This is a genomic window from Streptomyces sp. SID14436, assembly GCF_010548465.1.
Taxonomy (GTDB): domain Bacteria; phylum Actinomycetota; class Actinomycetes; order Streptomycetales; family Streptomycetaceae; genus Streptomyces.
The window spans coordinates 39,934-55,418 of sequence record NZ_JAAGMD010000073.1 but is presented as its reverse complement, the minus strand read 5'-3'; the positions used below and the strand labels follow the sequence as shown (position 1 = coordinate 55,418).

Annotated in this window: 13 protein-coding genes; 10 read left to right on the top strand and 3 right to left on the bottom strand. The window is 72.0% G+C overall.

All coding sequences use genetic code 11. From position 1 onward, the window contains the following. The first annotated feature begins 57 nt into the window (after window positions 1–57). Both G3I53_RS02515 and G3I53_RS02510 read left to right on the top strand, forming a co-directional pair. Window positions 58–456 (top strand): OB-fold nucleic acid binding domain-containing protein, encoded by a 399-nt coding sequence (locus G3I53_RS02515; protein ID WP_164332785.1) that lies wholly within the window; start codon window positions 58–60, stop codon window positions 454–456. Window positions 457–459: 3 nt separating this feature from the next. Beyond that, complete coding sequence (locus G3I53_RS02510; protein ID WP_343240540.1) at window positions 460–1,281, top strand: DUF3159 domain-containing protein; 822 nt, start codon at window positions 460–462, stop codon at window positions 1,279–1,281. A 150-nt stretch (window positions 1,282–1,431) separates the two neighbouring features. On the opposite strand, the gene G3I53_RS02505 is transcribed toward G3I53_RS02510, so the two are convergent. Both G3I53_RS02505 and G3I53_RS02500 read right to left on the bottom strand, forming a co-directional pair. Next, window positions 1,432–2,109, bottom strand: a complete 678-nt coding sequence (locus G3I53_RS02505) for a TrkA family potassium uptake protein (RefSeq protein WP_164332783.1) — start codon at window positions 2,107–2,109, stop codon at window positions 1,432–1,434. Then, window positions 2,109–2,780 carry a TrkA family potassium uptake protein gene (locus G3I53_RS02500; RefSeq protein WP_164332782.1) on the bottom strand — a complete coding sequence of 224 codons (672 nt, stop codon included), beginning with the start codon at window positions 2,778–2,780 and terminating at the stop codon, window positions 2,109–2,111. Before G3I53_RS02500 ends, G3I53_RS02505 begins: the two co-directional genes overlap by 1 nt. Before the next feature lie 584 nt (window positions 2,781–3,364). Here G3I53_RS02500 and G3I53_RS02495 point away from each other — a divergent pair. The 6 genes from G3I53_RS02495 to G3I53_RS02470 all read left to right on the top strand — a co-directional run bounded on the left by G3I53_RS02495 (window position 3,365) and on the right by G3I53_RS02470 (window position 12,025). Then, window positions 3,365–4,285: an adenosine kinase gene (locus tag G3I53_RS02495; protein WP_164332781.1), complete on the top strand. Its 921-nt coding sequence runs from the start codon at window positions 3,365–3,367 to the stop codon at window positions 4,283–4,285. A 577-nt stretch (window positions 4,286–4,862) separates the two neighbouring features. Then, on the top strand, window positions 4,863–6,908 hold the full coding sequence (locus tag G3I53_RS02490) for an APC family permease (RefSeq protein WP_164332780.1): 2,046 nt from the start codon (window positions 4,863–4,865) through the stop codon (window positions 6,906–6,908). A 69-nt stretch (window positions 6,909–6,977) separates the two neighbouring features. Next, window positions 6,978–8,306 (top strand): class I SAM-dependent RNA methyltransferase, encoded by a 1,329-nt coding sequence (locus G3I53_RS02485; protein WP_164332778.1) that lies wholly within the window; start codon window positions 6,978–6,980, stop codon window positions 8,304–8,306. A 604-nt stretch (window positions 8,307–8,910) separates the two neighbouring features. Then, a complete protein-coding gene (locus tag G3I53_RS02480) occupies window positions 8,911–9,453 on the top strand; it encodes a PadR family transcriptional regulator (RefSeq protein ID WP_164332777.1) in 543 nt (180 codons plus the stop codon). After that, a complete protein-coding gene (locus G3I53_RS02475; RefSeq protein WP_164332775.1) occupies window positions 9,450–10,244 on the top strand; it encodes an ABC transporter ATP-binding protein in 795 nt (264 codons plus the stop codon). The genes G3I53_RS02480 and G3I53_RS02475 overlap by 4 nt, the downstream gene beginning before the upstream one ends. 2 nt (window positions 10,245–10,246) lie before the next feature. Continuing rightward, window positions 10,247–12,025, top strand: coding sequence for an FtsX-like permease family protein (locus tag G3I53_RS02470; RefSeq protein ID WP_164332774.1), 1,779 nt, complete (start codon window positions 10,247–10,249; stop codon window positions 12,023–12,025). A gap of 224 nt (window positions 12,026–12,249) precedes the next feature. Here the strand turns inward: G3I53_RS02470 and G3I53_RS02465 are convergent, their stop codons facing one another. Further along, complete coding sequence (locus tag G3I53_RS02465; RefSeq protein ID WP_164332772.1) at window positions 12,250–13,863, bottom strand: MFS transporter; 1,614 nt, start codon at window positions 13,861–13,863, stop codon at window positions 12,250–12,252. Between the two features lie 515 nt (window positions 13,864–14,378). Here G3I53_RS02465 and G3I53_RS02460 point away from each other — a divergent pair. Together G3I53_RS02460 and G3I53_RS02455 are read left to right on the top strand one after the other, a co-directional pair. Continuing rightward, a complete protein-coding gene (locus G3I53_RS02460) occupies window positions 14,379–14,828 on the top strand; it encodes a hypothetical protein (RefSeq protein ID WP_164332771.1) in 450 nt (149 codons plus the stop codon). Next, complete coding sequence (locus G3I53_RS02455; RefSeq protein ID WP_164332770.1) at window positions 14,818–15,483, top strand: hypothetical protein; 666 nt, start codon at window positions 14,818–14,820, stop codon at window positions 15,481–15,483. Before G3I53_RS02460 ends, G3I53_RS02455 begins: the two co-directional genes overlap by 11 nt. Window positions 15,484–15,485: the final 2 nt, after the last annotated feature.

Below are 15,485 nucleotides of genomic sequence, written 5' to 3'. Positions count from 1 at the left end.
TCGGGGCGTCGGCTCCACGGGTACGTAACCGTCAGTGCACCCCGGTACGCTTCAGACATGAGTGCTGTTCCTCGTCCCGAGAAGCCGGCGGGTCGGTTCCGGCGCATGCTCGACCGGCTCTCCTCCTCGCAGGAGGAGCTGGAGTCGGAGGAGCTGCGCGAGGACGCCGACATCGCGGGCTGCACGCGGATAGGAGACTGCCAGGACCGGCAGGTCGTCACGGTTACTGGTACCTTGCGCACGGTCACGCTGCGCCCGCGCGCGGGAGTCCCGGCCCTGGAGGCCGAGCTGTTCGACGGCTCCGCCGCCCTGGACGTGGTGTGGCTCGGCAGGCGCTCCATCATGGGGATCGAACCGGGGCGCAAGCTGATCGCATCGGGCCGGATCTCGATGAGCCGGGGCCGCCGGGTGCTGTTCAACCCGAAATACGAATTGAGACCCCTGGGACGGGAGTAGCCGGTGACGTCGCTCGACAAGCCGACAACCGAAGACACATCCGCGGACGACGCCCGGGCGGTGACCGAAGCCGCCCTGTTCGAGGCGTTCGGCGGAGTGCGGGGCATGGTCGAGACGGTGCTGCCCGGGCTCCTCTTCGTCAGCATCTACACGATCAACAAGGACCTGCACATGTCGGCGATCGCGGCGCTCGCCGTGTCGCTGGTCCTGGTCGTGGTCCGGCTGGCCATGAAGGACACCGTCAAGCACGCCTTCAGCGGCGTCTTCGGCGTCGGCTTCGGTGTGGTCTTCGCGATGATGACCGGCAACGCCAAGGACTTCTACCTGCCCGGCATGCTCTACACGCTGGGCCTGGCCCTCGCGTACATCATCACGGCGATGGCGGGCGTCCCGCTGATCGGTCTGATGCTCGGGCCGATCTTCCGGGAGAACCTCTCCTGGCGCACCCGCAATCCCGGCCGCAAGAAGGCGTACACCAAGTCCAGCTACGCCTGGGGTCTGATCCTGCTCGGCAAGAGCGCGATCCTCTTCCCGCTGTACTGGTGGGCCGACACCACCCAGCTGGGCTGGGTGCTGGTCGCGCTGAAGATTCCGCCGTTCCTGCTGGCGGTGTACCTGACCTGGGTGTTCCTGGCGAAGGCTCCGCCGCCCATCGACGTGTTCGCGGAGATGGAGGCGGAGGAGCGCGCCGAGAAGGAGCGCGAGGCGGCCCGGGCCGCCGGCACCGCGCAGACGCCCGGAGCCCACGCCGGGCCCGGAGCCCACGCCGGGCCCGAGGACCCCGGCACGGCCACGACCACCGGACGGCACCGCAGGGGCGCGTAGCCTGCGCAGCCGGTAGCCGGTAGCCGGTAGCCGGTAGCCGGTAGCCCGCAGCCCCGCAGTCGCCGCGGAACCGCTGCCCGTACGTGCGTGAGGGGGCGGCCGGGGGATTCTCCCGGCCGCCCCCTCACGCGTGTGCCGGGCGGAGCCGTCTCAGCGCCCCGCGTCGCCCTTGCGCACCGACAGCAGGTCCTCCAGCTGCTCCTCACGGGCCTGGGCGGCCACGAACAGCAGCTCGTCGCCCACCTCCAGGGAGTCCTCCCGCGTCGGCGTCAGCACGCGCGTGCCGCGGATGATCGTGACCAGCGAGGTGTCCTGCGGCCACTGCACGTCGCCGACCTGGGTGCCGGCCAGCGCCGACTCCTCCGGCAGTGTCAGCTCGACGAGGTTGGCGTCGCCGTGGCTGAACCGCAGCAGACGGACCAGGTCGCCGACGCTGACCGCCTCCTCCACCAGCGCCGACATCAGGCGCGGGGTGGAGACGGCGACGTCCACGCCCCACGACTCGTTGAACAGCCACTCGTTCTTCGGGTTGTTGACCCGGGCCACGACCCGGGGCACCCCGTACTCGGTCTTGGCGAGCAGCGAGACCACCAGGTTGACCTTGTCGTCGCCGGTGGCGGCGATGACGACGTTGCAGCGCTGCAGCGCCGCCTCGTCCAGCGACGTGATCTCGCAGGCGTCCGCCAGCAGCCACTCCGCCTGCGGAACGCGCTCGACCGAGATCGCGGTCGGCGTCTTGTCGATGAGCAGGACCTCGTGGCCGTTCTCCAGCAGCTCGCCCGCGATGGAGCGGCCGACCGCCCCGGCCCCGGCAATGGCGACCCTCATCAGTGACCGCCCTCCTCGTCGGGTCCCTTGGCGAACGCCGCCTCGACCCGGTCGATCTCGTCGGTGCGCATCATCACATGCACCAGGTCGCCCTCCTGCAGCACCGTCTGCGAGCTGGGCAGTATGGCCTCGCCGAGCCGGGTCAGGAAGGCCACGCGGACCCCGGTCTGGTCCTGGAGCCTGCTGATCCGGTGCCCCACCCACGCGGGCGAGGTGTGCACCTCGGCGAGCTGCACCCCGCCGGTCGGGTCGCGCCACAGCGGCTCGGCGCCCGAGGGGAGCAGCCGGCGCAGCATCTGGTCGGCCGTCCAGCGGACCGTCGCCACGGTGGGGATGCCGAGGCGCTGGTAGACCTCCGCGCGGCGGGGGTCGTAGATGCGGGCGGCGACGTTCTCGACGCCGAACGTCTCGCGGGCGACCCGCGCGGCGATGATGTTGGAGTTGTCACCGCTGGAGACGGCGGCGAAGGCGCCGGCGTCCTCGATGCCCGCCTCGCGCAGGGTGTCCTGGTCGAAGCCCACCCCGGTGACCCGGCGGCCGCCGAACGAGGAGCCCAGGCGGCGGAAGGCGGTGGGGTCCTGGTCGACCACGGCGACCGTGTGACCCTGTTCCTCCAGGGTCTGGGCCAGGGCGGAGCCCACCCTTCCGCAGCCCATGATGACGATATGCATTACTTCACACCGCGCTTCCTGCAGGCCCTGCGGCCTTCACGACTCTGGTGCTCATGTCCCTCTTTCGGCTCGCCAGGCAACACGTCCGCGGCCCGGCAGCGGACCGCAGGGCAACATCATGCCGGGGGATCGGGATCCTGACGCCCTTCGGGGCACGGCCCGTCGGGTCGGACATGGTCGCGGCACCGGAGGGCCCGCCCGTCCAACGTATCCCTCCGGCCCGCGGGGGCCGAACGGACGGGCGGACGGAGGGCCGAACGGACGGGCGGATCATGGCAGTGCCGCCGGGTCCGGCGGGGCGTCCGGGCCGTTGTCCACAGCGGTCGTGCGGGCAGTTGTCCACAGCCGTCGACAGGGCGCCCGGACGTCCGACAAGATCGACGGGTCGGCACGCCAGGGCGCCCAGAACCCGGGGGGCCGGTATGGGAACCGGTACGGGGCCGGTAGGGGAACCGGTACGGGGCCGGTATGGGAACCGGTACGGGGCCGGTATGGGAACCGGTACGAGGAACGGTTCGAGGGTCGGTACAGGAATCAGCAGGAGCGGCAGGAATCGGCAGGAGAACCGGTATGGGGGAAGCGGTATGACCACAGACATCGACGTGCTCGTGCTGGGCGGCGCGGGCGTGGACACCATCGTTCATGTGCCCGAACTGCCGCTGCCGTTCGCCGACAGTCACATGATCCGCCCGGGCATCGTCACCCGCGCGGGACAGAGCGGGGACTTCGTCGCCCTCGGCACCCGCGCCCTCGGGCTGCGCACCCACCACATCGACCTCCTCGGCGACGACCCGGAGGGCGACCTCGTCCGCGCGCTGCACCGCGAGCACGGCATCGCCCTCACCGCCGTGCCGCAGCCCCGCGGCACGAAGCGCGCCGTCAACCTCGTCGATCCGGGAGGGCGGCGGCTCTCCCTCTACGACGCGACCCGCTGGGCCGAACAGGACCGGCTGCCCGAGGAGACCGTCCGCGCCCTGGCCGCCACCAGCCGGCACGTCCACGTGGTCATCACCCAGCCCTGCGCCGACGCCCTGCCCTTGCTGCGCGCCTCCGGGGTGACCCTCTCGACCGACCTGCACGACTGGGACGGGCGGAATCCTTACCACGAGCCCTTCGCCCTCACCGCGGACCTGGTCTTCCTGTCCGCCGCCGCGCTGTCCGACCCGGAAGCCACCATGCGCGACATCGCCGGGCGCGGACGGGCCCGGGTGGTCGTCGTCACCGCGGGAGCGGAGGGCGCGTACGTCCTGGCCGACGGCCGCCTGACCCACGTCCCCGCGGCGCCGCCCCCCGCGCCGGTCGTGGACTCCAACGGCGCCGGGGACGCCTTCGCCGCCGGGTTCCTGTACGGCTGGCTGCACGGCGAACCCCCGCTCCGCTGTGCCCGCTACGGCGCGGTGGCGGGCGCCCACGCCTGCACGGTGCCGGCCACCCGCGTCGACAGCATCGGACGGGAGGAACTGCTGGCCCGCGCCGCCTCCCCGGCCCCGGTCAGCGGCGGGTGATGCTGCGCACGCTGGCCAGGGCCAGCAGGGCCACGCCGACGAGGGCGGCTGCGGCGCCGATCAGTTCTGCGGTCGCATGCATGGAACCTCCACGGAGCGCGGCGGGGCCGGACATCGGGGAACAGGGGGAACGAGAACGGGGGGAGTAGGACAGGCGGGGCGGGACGAGCGGAACAGGCGGCACAGACGACGAACAGCGGACGAGCGCAGGACGACCCCAGGCCGAACTGAGGTCGAACGAGGTCGAACGAGGTCGAACGGGGGCCGGATCGCGGCGCGTTCCGGCACGGCCGAGCCGGGACCTCGCCCCGACCGGCCCCGGAACCGGATCCGGGCTTAGTCATATAGGCATGGAAGCCTCGCGGCCGGTGCGATCCGTGCCCGTCCCGCCGCCCGATTCACCCGGAGGGCAGACGGAATCCGGACGGAGGGCACACGGAATCCGGACGGGAGGCGGCGGAATCCGGACGGGCGGTGGACGACGGGAGGAGGCCGGGCGGAGGGCCCGGCGGAGGGCCGGGCGGAGGAGGGGTGGCGGCTGGGCGGGTCCGCTCCCGACGGCCTACGATGCTCTGTTGTGTCCAAACTGACCGACGTGCCCAAACGGATTCTCATCGGGCGCGCACTGCGCAGCGACCGGCTGGGGGAAACGCTTCTGCCGAAGCGTGTGGCACTCCCCGTCTTCGCTTCCGACCCGCTGTCCTCCGTGGCGTACGCGCCCGGTGAGGTACTGCTGGTCCTCTCCATCGCGGGCCTGTCGGCCTACCACTTCAGCCCCTGGATCGCCGCCGCGATCGTCGTGCTGATGGTCACCGTCGTCGCCTCCTACCGGCAGAACGTCCGCGAGTACCCCAGCGGGGGCGGCGACTACGAGGTCGCCAACACGAACCTCGGCCCCCGCGCCGGGCTCACCGTCGCGAGCGCCCTGCTCGTCGACTACGTCCTCACGGTCGCCGTGTCGATCTCCGCCGGCATCGAGAACCTGGGCTCCGCGATCCCGTTCGTCGTGGAGAACAAGGTGGCCTGCGGGATCGGCGTGATCGTGCTGCTGACCCTGATGAACCTGCGCGGCGTCCGGGAGTCGGGCACGCTCTTCGCGATCCCCACCTACGTCTTCGTCTTCGGCGTCTTCACCATGATCGCCTGGGGCGCGTTCCGCAGCCTGGTGCTCGGCGACGACATGCGCGCCCCCACGGCCGACTTCGAGATCCGGCCCGAGCACCCCGGCCTGGCCGGCTTCGCCCTGATCTTCCTCCTGCTGCGCGCCTTCTCCTCCGGCTGCGCGGCGCTCACCGGTGTCGAGGCGATCTCCAACGGCGTCCCCGCCTTTCGCAAGCCCAAGGCGCGCAACGCCGCCACCACGCTCGCCATGATGGGCCTCCTGGCCGTCACCATGTTCTGCGGGATCATCGCCCTCGCCTCGGCCACCCACGTCCGGATGGCCGAGAACCCGGCCACGGACCTGGTCCACGACGGTGTCCCGCTCGGCCCCGGCTACGTACAGGACCCCGTGATCTCGCAGGTCGCGGAGGCGGTCTTCGGGCACGGCAGCATCCTGTTCATGATCCTGGCTGCGGCCACCGCTCTCGTCCTCTTCCTCGCGGCGAACACCGCCTACAACGGCTTCCCGCTGCTCGGCTCGATCCTCGCCCAGGACCGCTACCTCCCCCGCCAGCTCCACACCCGCGGCGACCGCCTCGCCTTCTCCAACGGCATCCTGCTGCTCGCCGGCGCCGCCGGGCTGCTCGTGTGGATCTACGGAGCCAACTCCACACGGCTGATCCAGCTCTACATCGTCGGCGTCTTCGTCTCCTTCACCCTGAGCCAGATCGGCATGGTCCGGCACTGGAACCGCCTGCTGGCCACCGAACGGGACCGGACCGCGCGGCGCCACATGATGCGCTCGCGGGTCATCAACGCCTTCGGTGCCTTCTTCACCGGCCTCGTCCTGCTCGTCGTGCTCAGCACCAAGTTCACCCACGGCGCCTGGGTCGCCCTGCTCGGCATGTGCATCTTCTACGCGACGATGACCGCGATCCGCCGCCACTACGACCGCGTCGCAGAGGAGATCGCCGCCCCGGACACCCCGGGCGACGACATGGTGCGCCCCTCCCGCGTCCACTCCGTCGTGCTCATCTCCAAGATCCACCGGCCCGCCCTGCGCGCCCTCGCCTACGCCAAGCTGATGCGCTCCGACAGCCTGGAGGCCCTGAGCGTCAACGTCGACGCCGCCGAGACGAAGGCGCTGCGCGACGAATGGGAACGGCGCGGCATCGAGGTCCCCCTCAAGGTCCTCGACTCCCCGTACCGCGAGGTCACCCGGCCGGTGATCGAGTACGTCAAGAACCTGCGCAAGGAGTCGCCCCGCGACGTCGTGTCCGTGATCATCCCGGAGTACGTCGTGGGCCACTGGTACGAGCACCTGCTGCACAACCAGAGCGCCCTGCGGCTGAAGGGCCGCCTGCTGTTCACCCCGGGCGTGATGGTGACGTCGGTGCCGTACCAGCTCCAGTCGTCGGAGGTCGCCCGGCGGCGTGCCCGCAAGCGGCAGAACTGGAGCGCGCCGGGCGCGGTACGGCGGGGTCCGAAGGAGCGGGCGAAGGACACGTCCCCGCACCCGTAGACTGGTGGGCTGTTGTCGCGGACCGACCGGTCCGCCCACCCGCTCTCGATGTTGTGGAGTCACCCCGCCATGCAGGCAGAACCGAGGAAATCACTGGTGGGGGAGGAGTACGAGGTCGAGGTCGGCCCCGTCGCACACGGCGGCCACTGCATCGCCCGCACGTCCGCCGGCCAGGTGCTGTTCGTGCGGCACGCGCTGCCCGGGGAACGCGTCGTCGCCCGTGTCACCGAGGGTGAGGAGGGCGCCCGCTTCCTGCGGGCCGACGCCGTGACGATCCTGGACGCCTCCAAGGACCGGATCGACGCCCCCTGCCCGTTCGCCGGACCCGGCCGCTGCGGCGGCTGCGACTGGCAGCACGCCAAGCCCGGCGCGCAGCGCCGCCTCAAGGGCGAGGTCGTCGCCGAGCAGCTGGAGCGCCTCGCCGGGCTCACCCCGGAGGAGGCCGGCTGGGACGGCACCGTGATGCCCGCCGAGGGGGACAAGGTCCCCGCCGGCCAGGTCCCGTCGTGGCGCACGCGCGTGCAGTACGCCGTCACCGCCGACGGCCGCGCGGGGCTGCGCCGGCACCGCTCGCACGAGGTCGAGCCGATCGACCACTGCATGATCGCCGCCGAGGGTGTCAGCGAACTCGGCATCGAGAAGCGCGACTGGACGGGCATGGACTCCGTCGAGGCGATCGCGGCCACCGGCTCCCAGGACCGCCAGCTCATCCTCACCCCCAAGCCCGGCGCCCGCCTCCCGCTCGTCGAACTCGACCGCCCCGTCTCGGTCATGCGCATCGACGAGCGTTCCGGCCAGGTCCACCGCGTCCACGGCCGCCCCTTCGTCCGCGAACGCGCCGACGGCCGCACCCACCGCGTCGGCAACGGCGGCTTCTGGCAGGTCCACCCGAAGGCCGCCGACACCCTGGTCACCGCCGTCATGCAGGGCCTGCTGCCCCGCAAGGGCGACATGGCCCTCGACCTGTACTGCGGAGTCGGCCTGTTCGCGGGGGCCCTCGCCGACCGGGTCGGTGAAGCGGGTGCCGTCCTCGGCATCGAGTCCACCAAGCGCGCGGTCGAGGACGCCCGCCACAACCTCGCCGACTTCCCCCGCGTCCGCATCGAGCAGGGCAAGGTCGAGTCCGTCCTGCCCCGCACCGGCATCACGGAGGTCGACCTCGTCGTCCTCGACCCGCCGCGCGCGGGAGCGGGCCGCAAGACGGTCGAGCACCTCTCCTCCCTGGGCGCCCGCAGGATCGCCTACGTCGCCTGCGACCCGGCGGCCCTGGCCCGCGACCTCGCGTACTTCCGCGAGGGCGGATACCGGGTGCGGACGCTGCGGGTGTTCGACCTGTTCCCGATGACGCACCACGTGGAGTGCGTGGCGATTCTCGAGCCTGCGGGCAAGGGATCCTGACCTGTGCTTTTGTCGCCCGGGTGAGTTGCTCGACCTGTTTCCCTCCGGGTAGCGGTCCGCCGGCCGGGACAACCTGAAGTCGGCCTGCCAGGGCCTCGCCGCCAACGGGTGGACCTCCCCGCCCGGCGTCAGAAAGTGCTCGACCTGGCCGGCGACCGCGACGACGACCGGGCCCGCGAACCCTCCGCTCACGGGGGGCGACGCGGTACGCCATGCCCTCGGGGGTCGCAGGCCGGCCCGCTGGGGCTGCTCCCCGCCGGGTCGGCCCCTCGGGAGCGTGGCCGCCGGGAACACCACTCGGGCTGCACCCAGCCCGTCGAGTTCGCGATCGACCGCTGACGGGCCGACCGGCAGACCCGTCAACGGTCATGGGTACCGGCTGCGCGATGCCTCCACCGGGCGCTCCGGCCGACGAGCGCTTCCCAACACCGGCATCGACGACATCCTCGGTGATCTCGCTGAGGGCCACCTTCGCGTCGAGGCGGCAGAGGACTCGGCCGACCGCTGCTGGGCGCTCCGAGGACGGCGGCGACGGATCACCGGCTTGACGCCGCATTTGGCTAACCGTTAGCTATTGGTGAGTCGTGGAGGAGGAGGGCCGTCCGTGCAGGACGTGGTGCTGGCGCTGCTGGTCAAGGGGCCGTCGCACGGGTACGACCTGCGCGGACGGCTGCTGGCCGCGCTCGGGCCACTGGGAGAGACCCTCAACGCCGGGCAGGTGTACGTGACACTCACCCGGCTCGAGAAGGCGGGTCTGGTCGTACGGGAACGCGAGGACGCATCCGCGCGCGGTCCGCGGCGCAAGGTGTACGCGCTGACCGCGGCCGGACGGGAGCGGGTGGCCGGGTGGCTGGCCGAGCCCGCCGAGGCCCGGGCGGACGTTGCGGGGTTCCACCTGAAACTGGTGGCCGCCGCCGAGTCGGGCATGGCCGATCCGCTCGCGCTCGTCGAGGCACGGCGCCGCGAGCTGCGGCGCAGCCTCGCCGAGGTCCAGCACGCCGTCCTCGCTCACGACACGCACTCGGAGGCCGGACTGCTCCTGGAGGGTGTCGCCCTCCGGCTACAGGCCGATCTGCGCTGGCTGGAAGCGTGCGAACGGACTTGGTCCGCCCGCACCCCGTTCGGAACAGGTGGAGGGCACGGATGACGACACGAGGCGGTCGGCGGGGCAGACGGCTGTCCGGGCGCGGCGACAGCGCGGACGTGGCGGCAGGTCCGGTGCTGCGGACCGTCGGTCTGTCACGGGTCTACGGGCGGGGCGAGAGCACGGTGGTCGCCGTCGACGGGGTCGACCTCGACGTACCCTCCGGGCAGACACTGGCCGTGACCGGTCCCAGCGGCTGCGGAAAGTCGACGCTGCTCCATCTGCTGGGCGGCCTCGACCGGCCCGACGAGGGTGAGGTGTGGCTCGGCGGGCAGCGCATCGACCTGCTCGGCGAACGCGCGCTCGCCCGACTGCGGCGCCGCGCCGTCGGTTTCGTGCACCAGGACTTCCATCTGATGGACGAACTGACCGCCGCCGAGAACGTGGAGCTGCCCGCGCTGCTCGCCGGTGACACGCCGCGCACCGCCCGCCGACGCGCCGCCGCCCTTCTCGACCGCGTCGGACTCGCGGACCGGGGCCGGTACCTGCCGTCCGAGCTGTCCGGAGGGCAGCGGCAGCGGGTCGCCATCGCCCGCGCCCTGGTCAACGAGCCGCTCGTGGTCCTCGCCGACGAACCCACCGGCAATCTCGACACCGCCGCGACCCACGACGTCCTCCGCCTCTTCGCCGACCTGCGGGCCACCGGACAGACCCTCGTACTCGTCACCCATGACGAACGCGTCGCCGCCACCGCGGACCGGGTCGTCTCCCTTCGCGACGGGGCGTCGGCCGAGGACACGTCCGTGGCCGTGGACGGCTCGCACCTCGGCGCGCTCCTCGGCTGGGAGGAGTGACCATGGGCCGTCTGCTGCTGATCTGGCGGCTCATCGCGCGGGACCTGCGGCGCCGTCCCGGTGAGGCCGTCATGTTCCTTGTCGTGGTCACCGCCGCCACCGCCTCCCTCACCCTGGGACTGGCCACCGACGATGCCGTGGCCGCCGGGTACGTGAAGACCCGTCAGGCCACCGCGGGCCCGGACATCACGGCCGTCACCACCGCCACGGACCCTGCCGCTCTGGCCCGGCGCATCGCGGACGCCCCCGGCGTGGACACGGTCGCCGACCCGGTCCCCGGGTTCTCCACCACCGTCCGCGTACACGGGCGCACGGAGAACACCGCGGTCGAAGGGCGTGAGCACGCGGCGGCCGCCGTGGACCGGCCGCTGGTGACCTCCGGCACGTGGGTCCGCAGCGGTGGCGCGGTGCTCGAACGCGGCTTCGCCCAGGCACTTGGCGTGCGTGTCGGAGACAGTGTCACCATCGGTGGGCGCGACTACCCGGTCGTCGGTACGGCCATCAGCGCAGCCACCCGCGTGTACCCGAACAGCAACTGGGCCACGGGCCCGGGGCCTTCCGATGGCGGCGGCCGCATCTGGCTCACCACCGACGACGCCCGCGCGGCAGCCGACGACGCGTCCCCCCTGCACCTGTTGAACATCAAGCTGTCCGACCCCGACGCGGCACAGCGCCTGGCAGACACCCTCTTCACCGACGATGTCAAAGGCCGCAACTGGGTCAACACCCATCCCTGGCAGGGCTTCATCGAAGGGAACACACGGTTGCTGAGGTCCGTCCAGCCCGCCCTGGTCATCGGCGCGGGACTGCTCGCGGCGGCCTCGCTCGTCACCCTCGCCTCGCTCGCCGCCGTACGCGCCCCGCGGGACCACCGGCGCGCAAGCCTTCTCAAGGCAGTCGGCGCCACACCCCGTACCGTGGCCGCGCTGCTGCTCGCGCAGTACCTGCTCCTCACGGTGGCGGCCGCCGCTGCCGGAGTCACCGTAGGATGCCTGACCGCGCCCGAACTGGCCGACGCCAGCGCCGGGTTGCTCAACACGGTCAGCCCGCCGACCACCGGCATCGTCGTGGCCGCCACCCTGCTCGCCGTAACGGTGGCACTGACCGGCACCCTCGGCCCGGTCCTGCGCACCGGGCGCTCCAGCACCATCGACAACCTGGCCGACCCGGCGCGCCTGCCCGCGGACCGTTCTCGGCTGCCGGCCATGACGGCCCATCTCCCGACGCCGCTCCTGATCGGGGTACGGCTGGTGGCACGCCGTCCCGGCCGCGCGGCCCTGAGCGCTGTGGGCACGGCCGCCACCACGGTCATGGTGACCGCGGCCCTCACCTTCCGGGTGTCGCTCGACGCGGAAATCGCTCGGGGAACTTCAGCTTTCGAGGACATCCGCAACGCCCTGACGGGCCAGGTCATGTTCGGTGTCACGATGGCCCTGCTGGCGCTGTCCGTGCTCAACACCGTCTTCGTCAGCTGGAGCACCGCCGTGCAGGCGCGGCGTGCGCTGGCCGTCACCCGCGCCCTGGGCGCCACCCCCGGCCAGGTCGTCGCGGCGCTCTGCATCGCCCAACTGCTGCCCGCCGTCGGCGGGATCGCGGTGGGGATTCCCCTGGGGCTCGGCTTGTTCTCGCTGTTCAGCGCGGTCGTGGTGGTACCCCCGGGCACCTGGCTCGCGGCCGCCGCCCCGGCCGTACTCCTTGCCGTAGCGGCACTGGCCGCCCTGCCCGCCTGGCTCCACACCCGCAGCCCCGCCGGGCGCCTCCTCAACGCCGGACCCGCCTGACCGGCTCCCGTCGCCGGAGCACGGAAGGATCTGGCCTGAAGTGCGGGTTCCGCATCCGTCGACCGGGCCGTGGTGGTGATGCGAGGCCGGCGAGCTCGGTCATGCGCGTCCAGGCCCGGTGACGGTCGACCGACTCGATCGGATGGACGGGAGCCGTCGGTCGACGGCCTTCCAAGCACGGCCGTCCTGGAGCCGGCCATCGCGATCCCCGGCCTGCCCAAGGCTCAGCGGGCAGCGGCGTTCTCGGTGGCCGTCGCCGCGGGGGCCGGCTCGTCGTCGGCCGGTCGGGGCGCCGTGTTCCTCGGGCCGCGCAGCGCGACGTATACGAGGAGGGCGGCCATGACGGCGACGCCGGCCCACATGGCCTGCTGCCAGCCGTCGACGAAGGACTGCTGCGCGGCGTCGACGAGGCTCGGGGCGTGGGTGCCGGTGGCGGGGGCGACCTCGACGGCGTTGGCGATGCCCTCGCGGGCGGTGTCGGCGGCTTCTTGGGGGATGCCGGCCAGCTTGCCGTCGATGGCGCTGCGGTAGCCGCCGGCGACGAGGGCGCCGAGGAGAGCAACGCCCAGCGCGGTGCCGAGTTCGCGGGTGACGTCGTTGAGAGCAGAGGCGACGCCCTGCTTGGCACGGGGCAGGGAGCTGGTGATGGCCTCGGTGGACGGGGTCATCGCCAGGCCCATGCCGATGCCCATGGCGAGCATGCCGGGCAGGAGGGAGAGGTAGCCGCCGTCCACGGAGACGAACAGCGCCATCAGGGCGAGGCCGAGGGTGGACAGGGTGATGCCGGTGCTCATGGTGGAGCGGGCGCCGGTCGCGGCGGCCATCCTGGGGGCCAGGCCGGAGGTGATCATCATCATGACGGCCATGGGCATCATCGCCAGGGTGGACAGGAGACCCGACCAGCCGAGGACCGCCTGGAAGAACGGGAAGAGGACGACGGCGATGCCGGCCTGGACGCCGAAGACGACCAGCAGGGTGAGGGAGCCGCCGGCCAGTCCGCGCTCGCGGAAGAGGCGTACGTCGAGCAAGGAGGCGTCGCGGCGGCGCAGTTCCCACCCGACGAACACGGCGGAGGCGATCACTCCGATCGTGAGGCCGGTCAGGGTGACGGGGTCGCCCCAGCCGCGTTCGGGGCCTTCCTGCAGTGCGAAGATCAGCCCGATGACTGCGAGGGAGGAGAGCAGCGCCCCGACGGTGTCGAAGGGGTGGGTGGCATGGTCGCGCGAGTCGGGGACCGACCTGAGCGTCATGGCCAGGGCGACGGCGGCCAGGGCGACCGGCAGCACGAACAGCCACCGCCAGTCCGCGACGTCCACGAGCAGTGCGGAGAGGAACATGCCGAGGATGCCGCCTCCGCCGGCGACACCGGTCCACACACCGATGGCCTTGCCGCGTTCCTCCTCGGGGAAGGTGGAGGTGATGACGGAGAGGGTGATCGGCATGATGATCGCCGCGCTGACGCCGGCGGCCACGCGGGCGCCGATCATGACCGCGGCCGAGGGGGCGAGCCCGGCCACGGCGCCGGCCGCACCGAAGATGATCAGCCCGGTGATCAGCATGGGCTTGCGCCCCAGCCGGTCCCCGATCGCGCCGAGCGGCAGGAGCAGGGCGGCCAGGGCCAGGGTGTAGATGTTGATGATCCACAGGATGGTGGTCTGGGACGCGCCCCACTCGACGGCCATGTGGGTCTGCGCGACGTTCAATCCGGACACCGAGGCGATGACGGCCATCAGCGCGATGGAGACGGCGATCAGGATCGCGCGCAGCTGACGCGGGTCCGGTGCACCCTCGTCGCTCGGCGGCAGGGACGCCGTCCGGTGAGGCTGATCGGTGCTCATGTCTTCCTTCCGTAAGGGCATGGGGGCTCAGCGCCGGAACGGATCCGGTCGCAAGAAGTGAGGCAGGGCGGCGCGTCGAGCGCGATCACACGGGCGCGTTGCGCGGGTTGCCGCTGGTCTGCGCAGGCATGGTGCGCCTCCTTTCGTACGTCTCCCGTGTGGAACATCTGCCGCCGACGCTAGGCCGGTATTGCATGAGGGGCATACGTAGTTGCGTGGAACGCAAGAAGGTGGCGCGCTGGACAGCCTCGTACGCAAACGGATCCCGCCCTGCGCGTCGCGCGCGGCCGGTCGCTGGAACAGCCGACCGCCGGTCCTCGCTGAACGGTCGGCGTTGCCTCGCGCGGGACCAGCTGGCTCGGCTCACTCGGCTCAGCTCGGCTCAGCTCGGCTCAGCTCGGCTCGGGGAGTCCGGTGAAGGAGCCGTGGATCTTCCACAGAACCACTGACCCCTCCCGGCACGTCGTGTTCTACGGTGCCACGGTCGCGCAGGACACCGGAGCGAGGAGGGGTTCGTGGAGCACGCGAGGACGGCGTTGGCCGAGCGGATCGCGGAACAACGGGCCGGGGTCGGTGATCCGCGGGCCCTGGTGGGGGAGATGCGCCGGTCGGTGCTGCTGGTGCCGTCGGTGGACGGGCGGTTGTGGAGCGCGCACTCGGGCGGGGTGCGGTGGGTGTGTGCCTTCACGGACGAGACGGCGCTGGCCCGGTTCGCGGAGCAACGCGGGATGACGGAACGGCCGTTGGACTACGCGGCGTTGCTGGGGGCCCGGATCGTGGACGAGATCGTGCCGGGGCTGGGGGAGCCGGCCGGTCTGGCGGTGGACATCGCGACCGAGGACGGGTCGATGTTCTTCCCGCCGGTCACGGGGATCGTGCCCGACGAGGCTGCCGTGGACGCCGTGCCCGACGAAGCCGCCGTGGACGCCGGCTCGGACGGGGAGGGGGACGGGCGTGGCCGCTGACGATGTGGACCTGAATCTCGATGCGGCGTCGGTGGCGAAGTTCACCAAGGGAGTGGGCGCCACCATCGACGGGCTGGGGGAGTTGGGCGGTGCCACCGGCTCGATCATGGGCAAGGGCTTCTCCGGGCTGTCGATGACCGGGATGGAGGCCGGGCACCACGGCCTGTCGACCGACTTCGAGGACTTCTGCGAACGCTGGGAGTGGGGCGTGCGCGCCCTGGTCAACGACGCCAGCCAGATCGCGAACCGCCTCGGCCTCGCGGCGGGCACGCTGTGGGAGCACGACCAGTACGTGGCCGGATCGCTGAAGGTGGGGGTCAACGCCCTGATGGGCGGCAACCCGCACGCCTCCGAGGAGGAGATCGCCCAGCAGGGCTGGGGTGAGGTGTTCACGCCGGACGCCTTCGACCCGGACTGGAGCCGCGAGTCGTTCGACCGGGCCGGTGAGGAGATCGAACAGACCTGGAAGGACACCGGCCGTTCGCTGCTCACGGAGGGGCGGGGCGGACAGCAGTCGGAGTGGCTCAACGAGCGGCTGGGCATCGACGAGAACGAGTGGAACCGGGCGTTGGACGAGGCGTTCGGCCCGTCGCCCGAGGAGCGCGCCCAGCAGGCGCAGCAGCAGGGCGGTCCGGGTGACGGCGGGGGCAACTGAGC